19 protein-coding genes are annotated in these 19,755 nt (G+C 75.1%); 8 read left to right on the plus strand and 11 right to left on the minus strand.

Annotation, left to right across the window (positions count from 1 at the left end):
* Positions 1-37: 37 nt before the first annotated feature.
* Together FB558_RS13180 and map are read right to left on the minus strand one after the other, a co-directional pair.
* Positions 38-916 (minus strand): MOSC domain-containing protein, encoded by an 879-nt coding sequence (locus FB558_RS13180; RefSeq protein WP_142052322.1) that lies wholly within the window; start codon positions 914-916, stop codon positions 38-40.
* A 39-nt stretch (positions 917-955) separates the two neighbouring features.
* Positions 956-1,735, minus strand: a complete 780-nt coding sequence (gene map, locus FB558_RS13185; protein WP_142052325.1) for a type I methionyl aminopeptidase — start codon at positions 1,733-1,735, stop codon at positions 956-958.
* Positions 1,736-1,768: 33 nt separating this feature from the next.
* On the opposite strand from map, the gene FB558_RS13190 reads away from it, so the two are divergent.
* Both FB558_RS13190 and FB558_RS13195 read left to right on the plus strand, forming a co-directional pair.
* Positions 1,769-2,023 (plus strand): helix-turn-helix domain-containing protein, encoded by a 255-nt coding sequence (locus FB558_RS13190; protein ID WP_142052327.1) that lies wholly within the window; start codon positions 1,769-1,771, stop codon positions 2,021-2,023.
* A gap of 146 nt (positions 2,024-2,169) precedes the next feature.
* Entirely contained in the window at positions 2,170-3,147 is a 978-nt protein-coding gene (locus tag FB558_RS13195; protein ID WP_142052330.1) for a zinc-binding dehydrogenase, read from the plus strand.
* A gap of 102 nt (positions 3,148-3,249) precedes the next feature.
* Here FB558_RS13195 and FB558_RS13200 read toward each other — a convergent pair whose 3' ends face one another.
* A complete protein-coding gene (locus tag FB558_RS13200; protein WP_142052333.1) occupies positions 3,250-4,401 on the minus strand; it encodes a pyridoxal phosphate-dependent aminotransferase in 1,152 nt (383 codons plus the stop codon).
* 50 nt (positions 4,402-4,451) lie between these two features.
* Here FB558_RS13200 and FB558_RS13205 point away from each other — a divergent pair, with 50 nt between their 5' ends.
* Complete coding sequence (locus FB558_RS13205; protein WP_142052336.1) at positions 4,452-4,877, plus strand: pyridoxamine 5'-phosphate oxidase family protein; 426 nt, start codon at positions 4,452-4,454, stop codon at positions 4,875-4,877.
* Between the two features lie 10 nt (positions 4,878-4,887).
* On the opposite strand, the gene FB558_RS13210 is transcribed toward FB558_RS13205, so the two are convergent.
* Positions 4,888-5,880 carry an alanine racemase gene (locus FB558_RS13210; protein ID WP_142052339.1) on the minus strand — a complete coding sequence of 331 codons (993 nt, stop codon included), beginning with the start codon at positions 5,878-5,880 and terminating at the stop codon, positions 4,888-4,890.
* Between the two features lie 93 nt (positions 5,881-5,973).
* Between FB558_RS13210 and FB558_RS13215 the strand changes: the two genes are divergently transcribed.
* Positions 5,974-7,245 carry a multidrug effflux MFS transporter gene (locus tag FB558_RS13215; RefSeq protein WP_281288596.1) on the plus strand — a complete coding sequence of 424 codons (1,272 nt, stop codon included), beginning with the start codon at positions 5,974-5,976 and terminating at the stop codon, positions 7,243-7,245.
* A gap of 179 nt (positions 7,246-7,424) precedes the next feature.
* On the opposite strand, the gene yczE is transcribed toward FB558_RS13215, so the two are convergent.
* Complete coding sequence (gene yczE / locus FB558_RS13220) at positions 7,425-8,048, minus strand: membrane protein YczE (protein ID WP_142052342.1); 624 nt, start codon at positions 8,046-8,048, stop codon at positions 7,425-7,427.
* Positions 8,049-8,153: 105 nt separating this feature from the next.
* On the opposite strand from yczE, the gene FB558_RS13225 reads away from it, so the two are divergent.
* Complete coding sequence (locus FB558_RS13225) at positions 8,154-10,076, plus strand: TPM domain-containing protein (protein ID WP_211366358.1); 1,923 nt, start codon at positions 8,154-8,156, stop codon at positions 10,074-10,076.
* A 24-nt stretch (positions 10,077-10,100) separates the two neighbouring features.
* On the opposite strand, the gene FB558_RS13230 is transcribed toward FB558_RS13225, so the two are convergent.
* Entirely contained in the window at positions 10,101-12,425 is a 2,325-nt protein-coding gene (locus tag FB558_RS13230) for a beta-xylosidase/alpha-l-arabinosidase (protein ID WP_142052345.1), read from the minus strand.
* A 134-nt stretch (positions 12,426-12,559) separates the two neighbouring features.
* On the opposite strand from FB558_RS13230, the gene FB558_RS13235 reads away from it, so the two are divergent.
* The 3 genes from FB558_RS13235 (at position 12,560) to FB558_RS13245 (ending at position 15,370) form a co-directional block, all read left to right on the plus strand.
* Positions 12,560-13,567, plus strand: coding sequence for a LacI family DNA-binding transcriptional regulator (locus FB558_RS13235; protein ID WP_142052347.1), 1,008 nt, complete (start codon positions 12,560-12,562; stop codon positions 13,565-13,567).
* 73 nt (positions 13,568-13,640) lie between these two features.
* Positions 13,641-14,093 carry a MarR family winged helix-turn-helix transcriptional regulator gene (locus tag FB558_RS13240; protein WP_211366361.1) on the plus strand — a complete coding sequence of 151 codons (453 nt, stop codon included), beginning with the start codon at positions 13,641-13,643 and terminating at the stop codon, positions 14,091-14,093.
* Positions 14,090-15,370 carry an MFS transporter gene (locus tag FB558_RS13245; RefSeq protein ID WP_142052350.1) on the plus strand — a complete coding sequence of 427 codons (1,281 nt, stop codon included), beginning with the start codon at positions 14,090-14,092 and terminating at the stop codon, positions 15,368-15,370. The genes FB558_RS13240 and FB558_RS13245 overlap by 4 nt, the downstream gene beginning before the upstream one ends.
* Positions 15,371-15,382: 12 nt before the next feature.
* Here the strand turns inward: FB558_RS13245 and FB558_RS13250 are convergent, their stop codons facing one another.
* From FB558_RS13250 to FB558_RS13270, 5 genes are all read right to left on the minus strand, one after another.
* A complete protein-coding gene (locus FB558_RS13250; protein ID WP_211366363.1) occupies positions 15,383-16,165 on the minus strand; it encodes a DeoR/GlpR family DNA-binding transcription regulator in 783 nt (260 codons plus the stop codon).
* Positions 16,166-16,173: 8 nt separating this feature from the next.
* Positions 16,174-17,658, minus strand: a complete 1,485-nt coding sequence (locus FB558_RS13255; RefSeq protein WP_211366365.1) for a GntP family permease — start codon at positions 17,656-17,658, stop codon at positions 16,174-16,176.
* A 121-nt stretch (positions 17,659-17,779) separates the two neighbouring features.
* A complete protein-coding gene (locus FB558_RS13260) occupies positions 17,780-18,139 on the minus strand; it encodes a hypothetical protein (protein WP_142052353.1) in 360 nt (119 codons plus the stop codon).
* The gene (locus FB558_RS13265) at positions 18,136-19,236 is read right to left on the minus strand and encodes a serine hydrolase domain-containing protein (protein WP_211366366.1); all 1,101 of its coding nucleotides are present in this window, start codon (positions 19,234-19,236) and stop codon (positions 18,136-18,138) included. The genes FB558_RS13260 and FB558_RS13265 overlap by 4 nt, the downstream gene beginning before the upstream one ends.
* Positions 19,233-19,748, minus strand: a complete 516-nt coding sequence (locus FB558_RS13270; RefSeq protein ID WP_142052356.1) for a helix-turn-helix domain-containing protein — start codon at positions 19,746-19,748, stop codon at positions 19,233-19,235. Before FB558_RS13270 ends, FB558_RS13265 begins: the two co-directional genes overlap by 4 nt.
* Between the last annotated feature and the right edge of the window lie 7 nt (positions 19,749-19,755).

A 19,755-nucleotide genomic window follows, 5' to 3' on the forward strand; every position in this document is an offset into this window, starting at 1 on the left:
TCGTCGGTACCTAGCCGACGAAGGTGCCGTTCGTCAGTCAGGATCGCAGCTCACAGGGGTCGCCGACCGCCAGGTCGCCCGGCGTCGTCACGTCCGCGTAGGCGCCCGCGCAGGCCCAGGTGCCCAGCTCCGGGATGTCGACGCGGTTGTGCTTGGCGATCGTGCGCAGCGTCGCCGCGTCCCGCGGGAGCCCGCCGCCCTGGGCGAGGGTGGTCATGACGCAGCGCATCGTGGGGATCGAGACGGTGACGGTCGCGCCGCCGCCGAACGCGATCGCGCGCCCGGGCCAGCCGTTCTCCACGAAGCCGCTCCCGTCGGTGTCGAGCACGACGTTGGGCCGGTAGCGCCGCACGTCGAAGTCGGCCCCGGGCGCGAGCTCGCGCAGCCGGTCCAGGGTCGCCGCCGTGAGCAGGTGCAGCGCCGCGAGGTCGACGAACGAGGGCTGCGACGCCATGGCCGCGAGGTCGAACCGGCTGACCACCTCGCCGGTCTCCTCCTCGCGGACGCGGGTGGCGGCGATGACGGCCGCGGGCGCGAGCCCGTCGATGTCGGGCCACACCTCCTCGAAGGCGGCACCGGCGGGCGGGGTGGCGGTCAGGTGCACCCGGCGGCCGACGGCGGCGCTGAGCGCGTCGTCGATGTCGGCGTCGCCGCTGCGGTGCACCGATCCGTCCGGGAAGGTGATCTCGACGTCGGGTGGCGTGCCGGGTTCGGGCTCGCCGACGCAGCGGGCCGAGAAGTCGAGCAGTCCTGCCCACCGGAGCGGCACCTTCGCGCTGGCGACGGTGCCGGTCTCGACGTCGACCAGTGCGTAGGCGCGGTCGCCGACCACGCCTCGCGCGTCGATCCGGCACCGCTCCAGCGGCTCGCCGAGCATCGATTTGACCGGGTAGCGGTAGAGCGCGGTGACGAGCATCACCCGGTTCTAGCAGGACGCGCCGCGCAGCACACCTGGTCAGTCGGAGGGGCGGCCCGCCGTGAGTACCCGCGGGGCGTCCTCGGTGATCGCGATCGTGTGCTCGGCGTGCGCAGCACGGCTGCCGTCGGCGGAGCGGATCGTCCAGCCGTCGCCGTCGTGGCGGTACGCGTCGGCGCCCCCGGCGAGGAGCATCGGCTCGAGCGCGAGGACCAGCCCCGGCCGCAGCGGCAGGCCCCGGCCCGGCCTGCCCTCGTTGGGCACGCTCGGCGCCTCGTGCATCGACCGGCCGACGCCGTGGCCGCCGTGGTGGGCGAGCAGCCCGTAGCCAGCACCGCGGGCGACCCGGCCGATCGCGTGGGCGACGTCGCCCATCCGCGCCCCGGCGACCGCAGCCGCGACGCCCGCGGCGAGCGCGCGCTCGGTCGTCTCGATCAGCGCGGCGTCGTGCGGGGCGCCGCCGCCCACCAGCGTGCTGAAGGCGGCGTCGGCGCACCAGCCGTCGAGGTGCACGGCGAGGTCGACGCTCAGCAGGTCACCGGCCCGCAGCCGCCGCCGGCCCGGGATGCCGTGCACCACCGCGTCGTTGACGCTCGTGATGATCACGCCGGGGTAGGGCACCGGCGCCCACGACGGGTGGTAGCCGAGGAAGCTCGGGCGCGCGCCGGCGTCGGCGATCAGGTCGGCGGCGAGCGCGTCGAGCTCGGCCGTGGGGACGCCGGGCGCGGCGTGGCCGCGCACCGCCGTGAGCACGTCCGCGACGATCTTCCCGGCCGCGGCGCAGGCGTCCACCTCCGCGGCGGACTTCAGCTCGATCATGAAGATAACTATACCGGTATTACTATCGACGCCATGGTGCGCGTCCCCCTCACCCCGGCCGACCGCCAGCGCGGCGAACGGCTCGGCGTGCTGCTGCGCGAGGCCCGGGGCGAGCGCAGCCTCACCGACGTCGCGACGGCCGCCGGCATCTCCGCCGAAACGCTCCGCAAGATCGAGACCGGCCGCATCCCCACACCTGCCTTCTTCACGGTGTCGGCGCTCGCCGCGACCCTCGACCTCTCCCTCGACACCCTCGCCGGAGCGACCCGCCCCAGCGCCGTGCCGTAGCTCGCGACGTCCACACCCACGTCGTGCGTGCGAACCTCGACGGACCGCGGCGCCACCGCGCGTGCCGCCCGTCACCGCCCATTGCTCTGAAGTTGACTTCAGGTTGCAAGCTCTGACCCGTACCCGAGCGACGAGGAGCCGGAGTCATGCAGCAGGTAGTGGTGGAGCGGTTCGGCGGACCCGAGGTCCTGGTCGCGCGGGAGGCACCGGATCCGGTGGCCGGACCGGGTGAGGTGGTCGTCGGGGTGCGGGTGGCCGACACCCTCTGGGTCGAGACGATGGTCCGGCGCGGCGACGGACGGGGCTTCTGGCCCCAGACGCCGCCGTACGTGCCGGGCAATGCGGTGGCCGGGCAGGTCGTATCCGTCGGGGACGGCGTGGACCCGGGCTGGGTCGGCCGTGCGGTCGTGGCGCGCACCGGCGGCACCGGCGGTTACGCCGAGCGGGTGGCGGTGCCGGCGACGGAGCTGGTCCCGGTGCCGGACGACGTGGACCTGCAGGTCGCGGCGGCACTGCTGCACGACGGCGTCACCGCGCTGGCCCTGCTCGAGGTCACGCGGATCACCGCAGGGGACCGGGTCCTGGTGGTCGGCGCGAGCGGCGGGCTGGGCATCGCCTCTGTCCAGCTGGCGAAGGCGCGCGGCGCCACGGTCGTCGCGACCGCCCGCGACGAGCGCAAGATCGCCCGCGTGCGGGAGCTGGGCCCGGACGCGGTCATCGACAGCGAGGCGCCGGACTGGGTCGAGCAGGCCCGCGCCGCGCTCGGCGGCACGGGTGCCACCGTGGTGCTGGACAACATCGGCGGCGCCGTCGGCGAGGCGGCGTTCGCCCTGGTCTCCCCGAGTGGCCGCTTCTCCGCGCACGGCACCCCGAGCGGCGGGTTCGCCGAGGCCGACCCGGCCGAGGCGCAGCGCCGCGGCGTCACGCTCACCGGGATCGGCGAGGTGCAGCTCTCCGACGAGGACGTCCGCCGGCTCACGGCACGGGCGCTGGCCGAGGCGGCGGCCGGCCGGATCGTCCCGGTGGTCGGCCAGACCCACCCGCTGGCCGAGGCCGCCGACGCGCACGCGGGGATCGAGGCGCGCACGGTGTTCGGCAAGACCCTGCTCACCGTCGAACCCTGAGCCCCGCCGCCGGTCGCTCACACACCGACTCCTGGTCTCCCACACCGACTGCAGTCGGTGTGCGAGCGCAGATGTCGGTGTGTGAGTGGCGCGGCGGCGTTGTCAGCCGGCCGCGACCAGCCGGGACACCGCCTCGGCGAGCACCTCGTCCTTCTTGCAGAAGGCGAAGCGGACCAGCGAGCGGCCCAGCTCGGGGTCGGCGCAGAACACCGACACCGGCACCGCGGCCACGCCGGCCCGCTCGGGCAGGCTCCAGCAGAACTCGGCGCCGTCGGTGAAGCCCAGCGGCGTGACGTCGGTGACCACGAAGTAGGTGCCTGCTGTGTCGAACACCTGCAGGCCGGCCTCTCGCAGCCCCTTCGAGAGCAGGTCGCGCTTGCGCTGCAGATCGCCTGCCAGCTCGGCGTAGAACGCGTCGGGCAGGCCGAGCGCGGCGGCCAGCGCCGGCTGGAACGGGGCCCCGCTGACGTAGGTGAGGAACTGCTTCACCGCGCGGACGGCCGCCACGAGCTCACCGGGCCCGTGCACCCAGCCCACCTTCCAGCCGGTGACCGAGAACGTCTTGCCGACCGAGGAGATCGTGAGCGTGCGCTCGGCCATCCCGGGCAGGCTCGCCATCGGGATGTGCGGGCGCCCGTCGTAGAGCATGTGCTCGTACACCTCGTCGGTGACGACCACGGCGTCGTGCTCGGCCGCCAGCTCGCCGATCAGCGTGAGCTGCTCCCGGTCGAGCACCGTGCCGGTGGGGTTGTGCGGGGTGTTGACCAGCACCACGCGGGTGCGGGCGGAGAACGCGGCGCGCAGCTCGTCGGGGTCGAACGCGAACGAGGTGCCGTCCGGGCGCAGCGGGACCGGGCGGATCTGCGCGCCCGCCAGCGCGATCGTGGCGGCGTAGGAGTCGTAGTAGGGCTGGAAGGTGACCACCTCGTCGCCTGCCTCGCACAGCGCGAGCACCGCCGAGGCGATGGCCTCGGTGGCCCCGGTGGTGACCAGCACGGTGTCCGGGTCGACGTCGAGGCCGTAGAAGCGGCGCTGGTGCTCGGCCACGGCGGCGCGCAGCTCGGGGATGCCGATGCCGGGCGGGTACTGGTTGATCCCGCCCTGGATGTTCGCCGCGGCGTCGCTGAGCAGCGAGGCCGGGCCGTCGGTGTCCGGGAAGCCCTGGCCGAGGTTGATCGCACCGGTGCGCAGGGCGAGCGCCGACATCTCGGCGAAGATCGTCGACGAGTGGGCGCGCATGCGTTCGACCAGCATGCGTGCACGGTACGGCGGAACTGTCGGTGCTCCCACCTAGCCTCCCGGTCATGCCGCTGTCGAAGGAAGAACGCGAGCAGTTCCTCGCCGAGCCGCACATCGCGGCGCTGTCGGTGGCCGCCGGGCCGCAGCGCGCGCCGCTGACCGTGCCGATCTGGTACCAGTACGCACCGGGTGGAACGGCGTGGATCCTCACCGGCACCCGGTCCCGCAAGTGGGAGCTCGTGGAGGCCGCCGGACGCTTCACACTGATGGTCGAACGGCTCGAGCCCACCACGCGGTACGTCTCGGTGGAGGGCCCGGTCGCGGGCGCGGCCCCGGCCACCGACGAGCAGGTGTGGGAGATCGCGGCCCGGTACCTGCCGGAGGAGAAGGCGCGCGCCTACGTCGAGTTCCACAAGGCCGAGCTGGGCGATCACGTCGTCGTGACCATGCGGCCCGAGCGGTGGCTCTCGGCCGACATGGGGAGCTGGTGACGCCGGTCCCTCACCAGCCGCGCATGTCCACCGGCCACGTCTCGAGCACGGTGTCGCCGTCCACGAGGTGCATCCGCTCGTGGAGCACCACCGTGGGGTCGATGTGGGCGGGCAGCACGCGTACGCGGTCGCCCACCCGCACGGGCGCGTCAGGCACGAAGGTGGTGTGCTCGTCGGCGCAGCGCCGCACCTCGGCACCCGCGATCGCCGGCAGGCCGTGGTCCATGCCGAGCGCCTTGAGGCCGACGTCGGCCACGGCGCGCCCCGCCGACACCGAGACCACCGTGCCGAGCACCGACAGCGCCTGCCCGAACGGGTGGCCCACCGAGCCGTAGGCGGTGTCCATCAACGCGTAGGAGCCCGCCTGGATCTCCGTGGCCCAGGTGTTGTCGCGGTGGGTCCCCGTGCCGCCGGCGCTGATGATCTCGCCGCCCACGTCGCCCGCCGCCGCCTGCAGCAGCGCCATCGCCTCGCCGGTCCGGCGCTTCCGCTCGTCCGGGTCGGTCACCAACTGCAGGTGGCCCTCGTAGCCCATCACCCCGCGCACCTCGAGGCCCGCCCGCCGCGCCGCCCCCGCCAGCTCGCCGGCGCGCTCCGGGGCGCAGCCGCAGCGGTCCAGCCCGACGTTGACGTCCACCAGCACCTCGCGCACGCCGCCCGCTGCCGCGGCCGCCACCGTCTCGGGGGAGTCCACGGCCACCGTCACCCGCGCGCCGCCGGCCACGAGCGCGCCGAGGCGGCGGGTGTCGAGCACCTCGTTGGCGAGCAGCAGGTCCGCACCCAGCCCGGCGGCCGCCATCACCTCGCACTCGCGCACCGTGGCGCAGGTGAAGCCCGGGTGCCCGAGTGCCTGCTGACGCCGTGCGAGCGCGGTGGTCTTGTGCGCCTTGACGTGCGGGCGCAGCCGGGCGCCCGGCAACGCGGCGCTCATCGTCGCGAGGTTGGCGTCCAGGACGTCCCGTTCCACGATCAGGGCAGGGGTGGTCAGCTCGGAGGTTCGCACGCCCGGCCACGCTACCGCCCGGCCAAACGTGTCCTGCCCCACAGATCGTCAGGGGCGGGAATCTGGACGGCCGCGTGTCGCCTTGAGCGACCAGTGACGTTGACTCCCGATCGTGTCCCACTGGCCGTACCGGACACCCGGGGGGATCGCCTCCGGCTGGTCCTGGTGCTCGGCTCGCTCATCGCGCTGGGTCCCCTGACCATCGACCTCTACCTCCCCGCCCTCCCGACGATCACCACCGAGCTGCTCACGACGTCGGCGACGGTGCAGCTGACGCTGACCGGCACGCTCCTCGGGCTCGCGATCGGCCAGCTGGTGATCGGCCCGCTCTCCGACCGGCTGGGACGCAAGCGGCCGCTCCTCGCGGGCGCGGCCGTGCACGTGTTCGCCTCGCTGCTGTGCATCGTCGCCCCGAACGTCGCCGTGCTCGGCGGCCTCCGGGTGCTGCAGGGCCTCGGCGCCGCGGCAGGCGCGGTGATCGCGATGGCGATCGTGCGCGACCTCTACACCGGGCGGGCCGCGGCCACGCTCCTCTCCCGCCTGATCCTCGTGATGGGCGCGGCGCCGGTGCTCGCGCCGACGCTCGGCGCCCAGGTGCTGGAGTTCACCTCGTGGCGCGGGGTCTTCGGCGTCCTCGCGCTCTACAGCCTGGTGCTCCTGCCGGTCGCCGCCCGGATGCTCCCGGAGACGCTGCCGCCGCAGCGCCGCCAGACCTCGGGCGCGCTGGGGACGCTGCGCACCTACGGCAGCCTGCTGCGCGACCGCACCTTCGTCGGCCTGATCCTGGTGGCGGGCCTGGCGATGTCCGCCGTGATGAGCTACGTCTCCGGCGCCTCGTTCGTGTTCCAGGAGCAGTTCGGGCTCAACCAGCAGCAGTTCGGGCTCGCGTTCAGCAGCGGTGCGATCTGGATGATCATCGCCAGCCAGCTCAACCCCGTGCTCCTGCGCCGCTTCGAGCCGCGGCAGCTGCTGCTCGGCGCGATCATCGCCGGCGCCACGGCCGGCCTGCTGCTGCTCGCGGTCGCGGGCTCGGGCCTCGGCGGGCTGTTCGGGGTGCTGGTGCCGCTCTGGCTGGTGCTGCTCTCGGTCGGGCTCGCGCTGCCGAACGCGCCCGCGCTCGCCCTCTCCCGCCACGGCGAGACCGCGGGTACGGCGGCCGCACTGCTCGGCGCGGTGCAGTTCGGCGTCGGCGCGCTCGTCTCGCCGCTGGTCGGCGTGCTGGGCAACGACGCCACCGCGATGGCGACCACGATGGCGGGCGGCGTCGTGCTGTCGCTGCTCGTGCTCGTCCTGGTCGTGCGGCCGTGGCGGCTCGCCGACCTCGAACCGGCGCCCGCCGCGCTCGTGGCCGCCGTCGCGGACTGAGCGGCTGGTGGATCGCTAGTGTCCCCCGCCGGAAGTTCGCTGGGTAAGTCGGTGGATCCAGGTTCTCGCTGCGTGTGCCGGGCGGCGGGCCTCGTACCGGGCGTACTCGGCTCGTCGACCGGTGCGCGCAGCGTGGAGCTGGGCCGCCGAATTATTCGGCGGACTTCCGGTGGGGGACACTAGCTGCGCTCGCGCACGGCGACCAGCGGGAGGAACGCCTGCGTGAGCGGCCCGATCGCCACCGCGTAGAGCACGGTGCCCACGCCGACTGTGCCGCCCAGCAGCCACCCGGTGGAGAGCACCACCACCTCGATGACGGTCCGGACCAGCCGCACCGAGCGGCCGGTCCGGGCCGCGAAGCCGGTCATCAGCCCGTCCCGCGGGCCGGGGCCGAGGCGCGCACCGACGTAGGCCGCCGTCGCGAGCCCGTTCAGCGCGACGCCGCCGACGAGCAGCGCGATCCGCGCCGGCAGCGCATCGGGTGCGGGGAAGGCCGCGAGCGCGAGGTCGACGACCACCGCGATCACCGCGACGTTGGCCACCGTGCCGATCCCGGGACGCTGCCGCAGCGGGATCCACAGCAGCAGCACCACGATCCCGGTGATCGCGGTGATCGTGCCGAAGGTGAGCGGCGTCTGGACGGCGATGCCCTCGTGCAGCACGTCCCACGGGTTGAGGCCCAGGCCGCTGCGGATCTGCATCGCCATGCTCACCCCGTACAGCGCGAGGCCGCCGATCAGCTGGGCGAGCCGCCTGCCGGGGTCGCGGGTGACGGGGATGGGACGGAGATCGACGGCGGCCATGCCACCATCCTCGGCCCCCGACGCGCGGGTGCCGATGGCCAATCGGGGAAGCCTGGCCCCTCAGGCGCGATGATGGGCGCACGTCGCCGATCACCGGAGGTCCTGGTGCGCTGCTCGTCCGTGCTGCTCGGGGTGCTGGCCGCGCTGGTGCTGTCCGCCGACACCGCGACCGCGGAGCCGCCCACCCGCCTCGACGACCACGTCACGGACCGGGCCGGCGTGCTGACGCCCGGCCAGGCGGCGGAGATCGAGGCGGCGATCCAGCGGTTGCGCGCCGAGGACGGCGTGGACCTCTTCGTGGTCTTCGTCGAGTCCTTCGACGGGGCCGGCGGTCAGGAGTGGGCCGACGACACCGCGGTGGCGTCCCAGCTCGGCGACGAGGACGCCCTGCTCGCGGTGGCGGTGCGCGACCGCGCGTACGGCGTCTCGGTCGCGGAGGGCTTCCCGCTCTCCGACGCCGCCCTTGACGACATCCGCACGGAGCAGGTGGAACCGCGGCTCGGCGCGGACGACTGGGCCGGCGCCGCCGTCGCGATGGCCGACGGGCTGCGCACCGGCGGCGGAAGCGGGTTCCCGACGGGGCTGGTGGTGGTCGGGGGCGTGGTCGTGGTCGCCGCGGGCGCCTACGTGCTGCGCCGGCGCAGGCGTGCGGGGGCGAGCGCGCCGCCCGACGAGCCCGGTGACCGGGCAGGCGAGGACCTCGCCTACCGCGCCAGCGCCGCGCTGATCGAGGTCGACGACGCCGTCCGCACGTCGGAACAGGAGCTCGCCGCCGCCCGTGCCCACTTCGGCGACGAGGCGGTGGCGGAGTTCGCGGCGGCTCTGGAGCAGTCGCGGGCCGACATGCTGCGCGCGTTCGCGCTGCGCCAGCGGCTCGACGACGACGAGCCCGAGGACGAGGGGGCACGGCGGGCGCTGCACGGCGAGATCATCGCGATCGCCGCGGCGGCCGACGACCGGCTGGACGCGCACGTCGACGCGTTCGACGCCATGCGCGGCCTGGAGGCGCGGGCGCCCGAGTACGTCGCCGGGCTGCAGACCCGGCTCGACGCGGTCGTGGCGCGGCTCCCGCAGGTCGAGACGGCGTGGGCGGCGTTGCGCGCCCAATACGCGGCCACCGCGCTGGAACCCGTGGACGGCGACCTCGACCAGGCACGGGAGCTGCTCGCCGCGGCGGACGCCGAGCTCGGGGAGGCACGGCGCGAGCTGGGTGTCGCCGGCTCGGCCACCTCACCTGCGGGCGTGGTTCCGGGGACGACGGCCGCCGTCGTCGACGGAAGGGCCGCCGAGGACGCGCTCACGCAGGCCGAGACCCTGCTCGACGGCATCGCCCGCCGCGAGTCCGAGCTGGCCGACGCCGCCGCCCGGATCCCGGCCGCGAAGGCCGAGGCCGAGCAGGACCTCGCGGAGGCGCGCGCGACCGGCGGCGACGCGCTCGCCCCGGTGGTGGCGCGGGCGACCGCCGCGATCACCGCGGCAGGCGAGGCCGCGGGCGGTACGCAGCCGGACCCGATCGCGGCCCTGCGGCTGCTCGTCGAGGCCGGCAGCGCCCTCGACGCGGGCATCGCGGAGGCCCGGGCCGCCGCCGACCGCGAACGCCGCGCGGCCGCCGCGCTCGAGGAGGCGTTGCTCACCGCCCGTTCGACGGTCGCGGCCGCGGAGGACTTCGTCGCCACGCGCCGCGGGGCCGTCGGCCCGCAGGCCCGCACCCGGCTGGCCGAGGCCCGCCGCCACCTCCAGCGGGCCGGCGGGCCGGACCCCGTCGTCGCGCTGCGCGAGGCGCAGCAGGCCGACGCGCTCGCCCAGGAGGCCCTGCGGCTCGCCCGCACGGACGTGACGCAGTGGTCGCGCCCGGCGTCGAGCACCGGGGTGGACCTGGGCAGCCTGGTCCTCGGCGGGATCCTCTCCGGCGCAGCAGGCGGGTACCGCAGTGGCGGGCATCGGCGGGGCGGCGGGTTCCACCGCTCGCCGGGCAGCTTCGGCGGCTCCTCCCGGCGCGGGCGGCGGGGCGGCGGCGGCCGCTTCTGAGCGCGAAGATCCGAAGTACCGAGATCATGGTCGTGCGGGGATGACCTGCACCCGCACCACGCGCCGGTCCGCCGTCGAGATCTCGTGCACCGGGCCCGTCAGCTCCACCTCGGCCGTGAGCACGGGGTCGGCGCAGCTGCGGCCGACGAACAGCGGCACCCTGCCCGGCTCGACCACCCGGATCATGCGCCGGTCGGTGAAGGCCAGCCGGTGGGTCGGCACGTCGAGCACCACCTCGGCGCTCTGGCCGGGCTCGAGGTCCACGCGGGCGTAGCCGAGCAGCTGCACGACCGGGCGCGTCACGGAGGCGACGACGTCGCGGGCGTAGAGCTGGACGACCTCGGCGCCCGCGCGGTCGCCGGTGTTGGTGACGCGGCAGCGGGCCACGATCGCGCCGTCGGTGGGCACGCGGGCCCGGTCGATGCGCAGGTCGTCGAGGGCGACCGTGGTGTAGGACAGCCCGTGCCCGAACGGGCGCACGGGCGCGGTGTCGAGGTTGCTCACCGAGCTCGCCCCGCCCAGTGCCGGGTGCAGGTAGCTGTAGGGCTGGGCGCCGACCGAGCGCGGCAGGCTGACCGGCAGCCGGCCCGAGGGGTTGATCCGCCCGGAGAGCACGCCGGCCACCGCGGCCGCGCCCTCCTGGCCGGGGAAGAAGGCCTGCACGACCGCGGCGCAGCGGGCCAGTGCCCAGTCCAGCACGTAGGGACGGCCGGTGAGCAGCACGAGCACGACGGGCGTGCCGGTCTCCAGCACGGCCTCGACGAGGCCGCGCTGCACACCGGGCAGGTCGAGCGAGTCGGCGTCGCAGCCCTCACCGGAGGTACCGCGGCCGAACAGCCCGGCCCGGTCGCCGACGACCGCCACGCACACCTGCGCCTCCCGGGCCGCGGCGACGGCGGCGGCGAAGCCGGTGGTGTCGTCGGTGTCGACGTCCGCACCGCGCGCGTGCGTCACGGCGGCGGCGGGCAGCTCAGCGCGGAGCGCGCCGAGCACGCTGGCCACGTCGAGGCCCAGCTCGACGCCGGGGTGCTGGGGCAGCACGTGGTTGGCGAAGCTGTAGCAACCGAACAAGGCGGCGGTGTCGTCGGCGTTCGGCCCCACCACCGCCACGCGGGCCGGTGCCGCGAGCGGCAGGACGCCGTCGTTGGAGAGCAGCACGACCGACTCCTGCGCCAACCGGGCGGCCAGCGCCCGGTGGGCGGGCGGGTCCAGGTCGATGGCCTCGGCGTCGACTCCCGTGTAGTCCTGCGGTGTCCGGTCGAGCAGTCCGAGCTGCTCCTTCTGCGCCAGCACCCGGGCGCACGCGCGGTCGACGACCTCCTCCGGCAGCGCGCCCGAGCGCACCCGCTCGGCCAGCGGCTCGAGGTAGGCGGTGCCGGTGGGCAGCTCCACGTCGATCCCGGCCGCGAGCGCCTGCGCGGCGGCGTCGCCGAGGTCGGTGGCGACCCGGTGCAGGGTGTGCAGGAACGCGACGGAGAAGTAGTCGGCCACGACGGTGCCGGTGAAGCCCCACCGGTCCCGCAGCACGCCGGTCAGCAGGGCGGCGTCGGCCGCGACCGGGAGGCCGTCGATCTCGGCGTAGGAGTTCATGACCGAGGCGACGCCACCGTCCAGCACGGCCATCTCGAACGGCGGCAGGAGCACGTCGGCCACCTCGCGGGGTCCGGCGTGCACCGGGGCGAGGTTGCGCCCGGCCCGCGAGTTCGAGTAGCCCACGAAGTGCTTCAACGTGGCCAGGACGCCGCTGGACTGCACGCCCCGGACGTAGGCGGTGGCGATGGTGCCGACGACGTAGGGGTCCTCGGAGATGCACTCCTCCACCCGGCCCCAGCGGGCGTCGCGCACGACGTCGAGCACCGGGGCGAGGCCCTGGTGGACGCCGAGGCTGCGCATCGACGCGCCGATCGCCGCGCCCATCGCCTCGACGAGCGCCGGGTCGAAGCTCGCGCCCCAGGCGAGCGGCGCGGGGAAGGTCGTCGCCTTCCACGCGGCGAGGCCGGTGAGGCATTCCTCGTGGACGAGGGCGGGGATCCCGAGCCGGGTGTCCGCGGTGAGCAGGCGCTGCTTCTCGGCCAGCGCCCTCACCCCCTCGACGGGGTCGACCGGGGCGGTGCCGAAGGGGCGGGTGAGCTGCCCGAGCCCGTGCGCGGCGAACGCCGCGAACCCGCTCTCCTCCGCCTGCATCGCGTCCTGCATCGGCGCGACGTCACCGCCCTCGCCCGAGCCGCCGCGGCCCTCCCACAGCCCGACGAGCTGAGCGAGCTTCTCCTCCAGGCTCATGCCCGCGATGAGCCGGTCGATCCGCGACGGCTCGCCGACGGTGGCACGCGGGGACGCGTCGGTGCTCATGGAGCCCTTCCGGTGGTCGAAAGTTTCGAATACTTGCGACTTGCGGCGCTGACGGTAAGTTGCGGCCCAAACGCCCGTCAAGCACGTCCGCCTGAAGCTCATCGCTCCCGAAACTTTCGGTCGGAGGAGGGCCCATGCCCAGCCGTCGCGTGACGATCGCGGAGATCGCCGCTTCCGCAGGCGTCTCGGTGCCGACCGTGTCCAAGGTCCTCAACGGTCGCTCGGACGTCGCGGAGGCCACCCGCAAGCGCGTGCAGCAGATCATGGCCGAGCGGGGCTACCGCCGCCGTGCATCGGGCGGCAGCCGTCGGGTCGGCCTGGTCGACATGGTGCTGCCGAGCCTCGACTCGCCGTGGGTGGTCGAGGTGCTGCGCGGCGCCGAGGCCGAGGCCCGCCGGTCGGGCACGCAGATCGCGGTGACCTCGGCGGACGGGGAGCCCGCGGGCGAGCGCCGGTGGTTGGACCGGCTGGCCACGCGCCGCTCCGACGGCCTGGTCCTGGTGGTCAGCGAGGCCGCGCCGGAGGCCGTCGAGCAGCTGGCCGCGCTGCACACACCGGTCGTGCTGCTCGACCCGGTCGGCGGGAGCGCACCCGAGTTCGCCACGGTGGGCGCCACGAACTGGGCGGGTGGGGTGAGCGCGGTGGAGCACCTCGTCGCGCTCGGGCACCGGCGGATCGCCGTCCTCTCCGGACGACCGCAGCTCGTGTGCAGCCAGGAGCGCGTCGAGGGATACCGCGCCGCACTGGGCCGCGCCGGCATCGCGGTCGACGAGCGGCTCGTGCACTTCGGCGACTTCCGGCCCAGCGGCGGCCGGGCGGGCACCCGCGCGGTGCTCGACCTGCCCGACCCGCCGACCGCGATCTTCGCGGGCTCCGACATGCAGGCGTTCGGCGTCTACCAGGAGGCCGCCGAGCGAGGGCTGCGCATCCCGGAGGACCTCAGCGTCGTCGGCTTCGACGACATCGCCTTCAGCGAGCTGATGGCCCCGCAGCTCACCACCGTGCGCCAGCCGCTGGCCCGGATGGCGGCCGAGTCCGTGCGGCTGCTGCTGGCCGCGGGCGAGGACGGCATCCCCGACCCGCCGCCGCGCCTGGAGCTGGCCACCCACCTCGTCGTGCGGGGGAGCACCGGCCCGGCGTGACGCGGCTCGCGCCCCGGGGCGCCCGCACGGGCGTATAGTTGCTTGTTGGCAGACAAATAAACGGGGAGGGCACGTGGCCGCGGGATTCGAGGACGACGACGTCGCCCGCCTCCGCATCGCGCTGGGGCGCATCTCCCGCTTCCTCGACCGGCGCTCCCGGGGCGACCAGCTGACGCGCACGCAGGCGTCCGTGCTGGCCAGCGTGATGCGCCTGGGCCCGATCCGGATCTCCGAGCTGGCCGACGTCGAGGGCGTCAACCCCACGATGCTCTCGCGGATCGTCGCGAAGCTGGAGGACGCCGGGTTGTTCCGGCGCCTGCCCGACCCGGCCGACGGCCGCGTCGTCCTCGTGGAGGTCACCGAGGCCGGCCGCGTCGAGCAGCTGCGGTTGCGCGCCGAGCGCAGCGAGCTGTTGAGCGCCCGGCTCTCCGCCCTGCCCCCGGACCGCGCGGCCGAACTGCTCGCCGCCCTGCCCGCCCTCGAATCACTGGCGAACGAACTCGCCCCCCGAACGGAGAACGGATGACCCTCATCGGCGAGCGTGCGCTCGCCCCGCTCGACGCCCTGCGCCGTCAGACCTTCGCCTCCCTGTCCATCCCCAACTACCGCCTCTTCATCGGCGGCCAGGCCGTGTCGCTGGCCGGCACCTGGATGCAGACCATCGCCCAGTCCTGGCTGGTCCTGCAGCTCACCGGGTCGGCCACCGCCGTCGGGCTGGTCGTCGCCCTGCAGACGCTGCCGATCCTCCTGTTCGGCCCCTACGCCGGCGTGGTCGTCGACCGGCTGGACAAGCGCACGCTGCTCGTCGGCCTGCTCTCCGTGATGGGCGCGCAGGCCGTGGTGCTCGGCGTGCTGACGGCCACCGGCACCGTGGCGCTCTGGCACGTCTACGTGCTCGCCTTCCTGCTCGGCACGGTGAGCAGCGTCGAGAACCCGGCCCGCCAGACGTTCGTCCAGGAGCTCGTCGGCGCCGACAACCTGCGCAACGCCGTGAGCCTCAACTCGGTGCTGGCCAACGTCTCCCGCGCCGTCGGGCCCGCCCTCGCCGGCATCGTCATCGCCACCGGCGGCATGGCCGTCTGCTTCCTGCTCAACGCGGCGAGCTTCGCCGCCGTCATCGTCTCGCTGACCCGCCTCGACCGGGCCGCCCTCACCCCCTCGGCGCCCACCCCCCGCGCGCCCGGCCAGCTGCGGGAGGGCCTTGCCTACGTCCGGCGCACCCCGGTGCTGGCCGTGCCGCTGGTGATGATGGCGCTGGTCGGCTGCCTCGCCTACGAGTTCCAGGTGGTCCTGCCCATCGTCGCGAGCGAGACCTTCGCCGGCGACGCGAGCACCTACGGCTTCCTCACCGCCGCGATGGGGGTGGGCGCCGTGGTCGGCGGCCTCGGCATGGCCGCGTGGGGACGCACCGGCATGTGGTCGCTCGCCGTCGCGGCGGCAGCGTTCGGCGTCGCGATGCTGGCCACCGCGCTGGCCCCCACGCTGCTGGTCGCGCTCGTGGGGATGGCGCTGGTGGGCGCCGCGAGCGTCGCGTTCCAGTCCACGGGCAACAGCACCCTGCAGCTGGCCTCGGCCCCGCACATGCGCGGGCGCGTCATGGCGCTGTGGGCGGTGGCGTTCCTCGGCTCCACGCCGATCGGCGGCCCGATCGCCGGCTACGTCAGCCAGCACCTCGGCGGCCGCGCCGGTTTGGCGATGGGCGCGGTGGCCTGCCTGCTCGCGGCCGGTCTCACCGCGCTCGTCGCCCGCCGCGAGCAGCGGCGCGCAGGCGCCGGGGCCGGGCAGCCCGTTCCCACCGGCTGATCCGCCGGCCGGTCAGGGGCGGCCCGGGGCGACGCCGACGACCGCGACGCCGGCCGCGCGGTACGGGTCCAGCACCTCCGCGTCGGTCTCGTCCGTGACGAGCACCCACCCCGCGGGCAGCGGCGCCCAGCACGGCACGGCGTGCGGAGCCAGCTTGGTGGCGTCGGCGAGGACGACGACCCGGCGGGCGCGTTCGGCGACCTTCTCCTTCACCGCGGCCTCCGGCAGCGTCGGTTCGCCGACGCCGAGCACCGGGTGCACGGCGTCACCGCCGAGGAAGGCGACGTCCACGACCAGCCGGTCCAGCGCCAGCGCCACCAGCGGCCCGACCAGCCCGTGGCTCTTCGCCGTGACCGAGCCGCCCACCAGCACGACCTCCAGCCCGGCCGCGCCCGCGAGGAAGAGCGCGATCTCCGGGCTGCGCGTCACCACGGTGAGCCCGGCGCGGCCCGGGAGGTGCTCGGCGAGCCGGGCGCAGGTGGAGCCCGAGTCGAGGAAGACCGTGCCGCTCTCGGGCAGCAGGCCCGCCGCGGCCGCCCCGATCGCCGCCTTGGCGGCCGGTTCCAGCCGCACCCGCTCGCTGAGCTCGCGCTCGTGGAACGCCGCAGCCGTCACCGCCCCGCCGTAGGTCCGGGTCACCGCACCCTGGCGCGTCAGCCTCCCCAGGTCGCGGCGCACCGTCGACGGTGAGACGTCCAGCGCCGCGGCGAGCGCGTCGACGTGCGTGGTCCCGGCCCGCAGCAGCGCCAGCAGCCGCTCGTGCCGGGACCGCGTGCCGCGGCGCAGCTCGGACACGATCCCGGTCAGCCGAGCACGAGGTCGGCCACGAGCAGCAGCGGGAGCGACGCCACCCAGACGGCCGTGGTGATCCCCGACCAGCCGCGCAGCGCGGCCGTCCCGTCCAGCCCGGTGAAGCGGGTGACGACCCAGAAGTACGAGTCGTTGAAGTAGCTCGTCACGAGCGCACCCGCGCAGCACGCCAGCGCCGCGACCAGCGGGCTGAGCCCGAGCGAGCCGACCAGCGGCGCCGTCACGGAGGCGGCGGTGATCATCGCGACCGTACCGGACCCCTGCGCCAGCCGGACCAGCGTGGAGACGAGGAACGGCACCAGGACGCCGGGCAGGCTGATCGCCGCGATCGCCTCGGCGAGCGCGTCGCCCACCCCCGAGGACCGCAGGACCTGGCCGAGCGCGCCACCGGCACCGGTGATCAGGATGATCAACCCGGCCGACGCCGCCGCGTCGGCGAGCCAGTTGTGCACCCGCCCGCGCGGCGTCCACCGCGGGAGCAGCAGGTAGACCGCGAGCGCGATCCCGATGACCAGTGCGATGACCGGGTTGCCGATGAAGGCCAGGGCCGCGGCCCAGTCGGAGGCGACGTAGCCCTCGCCGGTCAGTGCGCCCTGGTTGTTGCGGTCGATGGCGGTGGCCACCGTGTTCGCCACGATGAGCAGCAGCGGGACCAGCAGCGGGACGGACGCGAGGAACGCGCCGACCCGGTGCGGCCGGGCGCCGTCGGGCGGGGTGCCGAGCTCGGAGGCCGTGTCCGCGTCGTCACCCGCGTCGTCACCCGCGTCGCCGGTACCCGGCCCACCTTCGATCGTGGTGGTGCGCGCCGTTCCGCCCCCGCCGGTCGTCCCGTAGACCGCCGTGCGCACGGCCTGGCTGACCTCGCTCTCCAGCTTCGGGCCGAGCCACTTGGCGTACATCACCGCGACCGGCAGGAGGAGCACGGAGAACACCAGGCCGGCGAGGATGAGCCCACCCAGGTCGGCGCCGATGATGCCGGCGACGCCCAGCGGTCCCGGGGTGGGCGGCACGAGGCAGTGGGTGATCGCCATGCCTGCCCCGAGCGCGAGGGCGAGCGTGACGTAGCCGCGCTGCTCGGCGCGGGCGATCGAGCGGGCCAGCGGGTTCATGATCACGTACCCGGAGTCGCAGAACACCGGGATGGAGACGAGGGCGCCCGTGCTCGCCATCGCCCACGGCTCCCGGCCCTTGCCGAAGAGGCGCAGGAACGCGTGCGCGAGCGCGCCCGCCGCCCCGGACACCTCGAGGATCTTGCCGATCCCGACGCCGAGTCCGATCACGATGCCGATCGACGCGAGCGTGTTGCCGAAGCCGGTCGTGATCGACGAGACGATGTCGCCCGCGTTCTGGCCTGCCACCGCGCCGGTGACGACCGCGGCGACCAGCAGCGCGACGAACGCGTCGAGTCGGGTCCGCAGGACCAGCACGATGATGGTCGCGATCCCAAGGACCAGGGCGAGCAGGAGTTGAAGGTCCACGTGGGGGGCTCTCCTCGTCGAGGGCGGTCACGGACCCGATGATCAGGCCCGGGCCATCCTCGGGCAGGAGACTTGCTCGAAGCAAGCACTTCAGCCCACGAAGATGCGCAGATCGAGCAATTCAGGCGAGCACGACGAGCAGGCCCGCCCCGGCCGCCGCGTACACCGCGGCGGCCACCGCCCGGCGACCGCCGGACCCGCCCGAGCCCGGCGGCGCCCACCCCAGTGCCGGCCAGCGCAGGACCGCGCCCGCGACCCCGAACCCGACCGCGCCGGCCGCCGCGACCCAGAGCCACGACAGCGCGACGGGCGGCGGCGCGACGGCTCGCACCGCCGCGAGCACCACGACGGCGTCCACGCCGGAGCTGACCAGCGCGTACCGGTCGCGGGCCGCGAACCGCGCGGACCACGCCCGCAGCACCTGCCCGACGACCATCGCCGCCGCGACCACCAGCACGACGGCCCCGCCCACCGCGTTCATCCGTCCCCTCCGATCCGGGCGAGCAGGCGGAACCCGGACCGCGTCACGTGGTTCGACGACTCCTCCGCCGCGGAGAGCACCGCCACGCCGACGCCCGCCTCCCGGTCGATGCCGATGAACGCGGCGAAGCCGCCCGTACCGCCGTTGTGCCACACGACCTCCCGCCCGGTCCCGGCGTCGGTCGTGGTGAACCAGGCCCAGCCGATGCGGTCCTCCTCGAAGGGCAGGCGCGGGGTGAGCGCGTCGATCCCGGGTGCCTGGCCAGTGAGCAGGGCGCGGGCGAGGGCGGCCATGTCGGTGACGTCGGCGCGGACGCCACCCGCCGGTGCGATCGCCTCGCCGAGCCACGGGTCGGCGTGGCGGCCACCCCCGGTCTCGCCGAACAGGTCCCGCGGGCCGAGCTCGGCCGCGGACACCGGAACGATCGTGTCCCGCATCCCGAGCGGCCCGAGCACCCGCTCGGCCAGCAGCTGCGGGTACGGCGTCCCGGCCGCCGCGGCGAGCGCGGCGCCCAGCAGCTCGAAGCCGGTGTTGGAGTAGGTGGCGGGCGGCGCGGTGAGCTCGGCACCTTCCAGCGATGCCAGCCGCTCGGCGATCGTCCCGTCGTAGGGGTTGGCGGCCGTCAGCGAGCTCCAGTAGTTGCGCAGGAACTGCGCGAGCGTCTCCGGCTGGGGCGCCAGGCCCGAGTGGTGGGTGGCGAGCTGCGCGAGGGTGACGTCGGCGAGCGGCGCGTCGAGCGGGAGCAGGTCACCGACACGGGTCTCCGGCGCCACCTCACCGCGCTCGATCATGTCCGCGAACAGCAGGCCGGTGAGGCCCTTGCTGATCGATCCGATCTCGAACCGGTCCTCCGGGCGGGCACCGATCGCCGCGGTGCGCACGTCCCGCGCGGTCACGGCCGCGACGGCCAGCGCGGGCTGGTCCGGTCCCACGACCTCGCGCGCCAGTCGGGCGAGCTCGGCGTCACCGACGTGACCGCTCGGCAACGGCCCCGGCGCCGGGCGCCAGAGCAGCCCGGCCACCAGCGCCGGCAGGACGCAGACCACGATCAGGGCGACCCGCCGTCCCGTCCTCGGGGCCGTTCCGGCCGCGGTCACAGCGCGGCCGCGATCGCGACGAGCAGCGGCACGATGCGGTCCGCGGGGACCTGGACCTGGCCGCGCCCGCCCGAGCGCAGCCAGCCGGCGCCGGTGAGGGTGCGCACGTGGTGGTAGACCTGCCCGGTCGTCCCCATGCCCGCCAGCTCGGCGAGCGCGGCGGGGCTCGTGTGCCCGTTCAGCACGGCGAGCAGGAGCCGCAGGCGCACGGGGTGGCCCAGTGCGGCCAGGCGCGCCGCGGCGCTGTCGGCGCCGCCCTCGTCCAGCTCGAGCAGGGCTTCGGTGCCGAGGCCGTACTGCCACTCCGCGCGCCCCGCCGTCGTGCCGACGGCCCCGGCGAACACGACCCCGCCGCCGTCGACGCCCGCGAGCCGCTCCCGCAGGCCGTCGAGCACCCAGAACACCCCGGGATCGTTCGGCCTCGGCAGCTCACTCCCGGCCGGGTCGATCCCGAGCCGGGCCTCGACGGCACGCAACCGCGCGTCCAGGTCATGCCAGGGGTCGCTGGTCATCCATCAA

Source organism: Pseudonocardia kunmingensis, assembly GCF_006716445.1.
Lineage (GTDB): Bacteria > Actinomycetota > Actinomycetes > Mycobacteriales > Pseudonocardiaceae > Pseudonocardia > Pseudonocardia kunmingensis.

Bases quoted from the DNA above. Each gene is read 5' to 3' on its own strand.
- FB558_RS13230 (WP_142052345.1), bottom strand. From the start codon at position 12,425: ATGAGCACCGACGCGTCCCCGCGTGCCACCGTCGGCGAGCCGTCGCGG.
- FB558_RS13180 (WP_142052322.1), bottom strand. From the start codon at position 916: ATGCTCGTCACCGCGCTCTACCGCTACCCGGTCAAATCGATGCTCGGC.
- FB558_RS13200 (WP_142052333.1), bottom strand. From the start codon at position 4,401: ATGCTGGTCGAACGCATGCGCGCCCACTCGTCGACGATCTTCGCCGAG.
- FB558_RS13245 (WP_142052350.1), top strand. From the start codon at position 14,090: ATGACCCTCATCGGCGAGCGTGCGCTCGCCCCGCTCGACGCCCTGCGC.
- FB558_RS13260 (WP_142052353.1), bottom strand. From the start codon at position 18,139: ATGAACGCGGTGGGCGGGGCCGTCGTGCTGGTGGTCGCGGCGGCGATG.
- FB558_RS13270 (WP_142052356.1), bottom strand. From the start codon at position 19,748: ATGACCAGCGACCCCTGGCATGACCTGGACGCGCGGTTGCGTGCCGTC.
- FB558_RS13190 (WP_142052327.1), top strand. From the start codon at position 1,769: ATGGTGCGCGTCCCCCTCACCCCGGCCGACCGCCAGCGCGGCGAACGG.
- FB558_RS13235 (WP_142052347.1), top strand. From the start codon at position 12,560: ATGCCCAGCCGTCGCGTGACGATCGCGGAGATCGCCGCTTCCGCAGGC.
- FB558_RS13205 (WP_142052336.1), top strand. From the start codon at position 4,452: ATGCCGCTGTCGAAGGAAGAACGCGAGCAGTTCCTCGCCGAGCCGCAC.
- map (WP_142052325.1), bottom strand. From the start codon at position 1,735: ATGATCGAGCTGAAGTCCGCCGCGGAGGTGGACGCCTGCGCCGCGGCC.
- FB558_RS13195 (WP_142052330.1), top strand. From the start codon at position 2,170: ATGCAGCAGGTAGTGGTGGAGCGGTTCGGCGGACCCGAGGTCCTGGTC.
- yczE (WP_142052342.1), bottom strand. From the start codon at position 8,048: ATGGCCGCCGTCGATCTCCGTCCCATCCCCGTCACCCGCGACCCCGGC.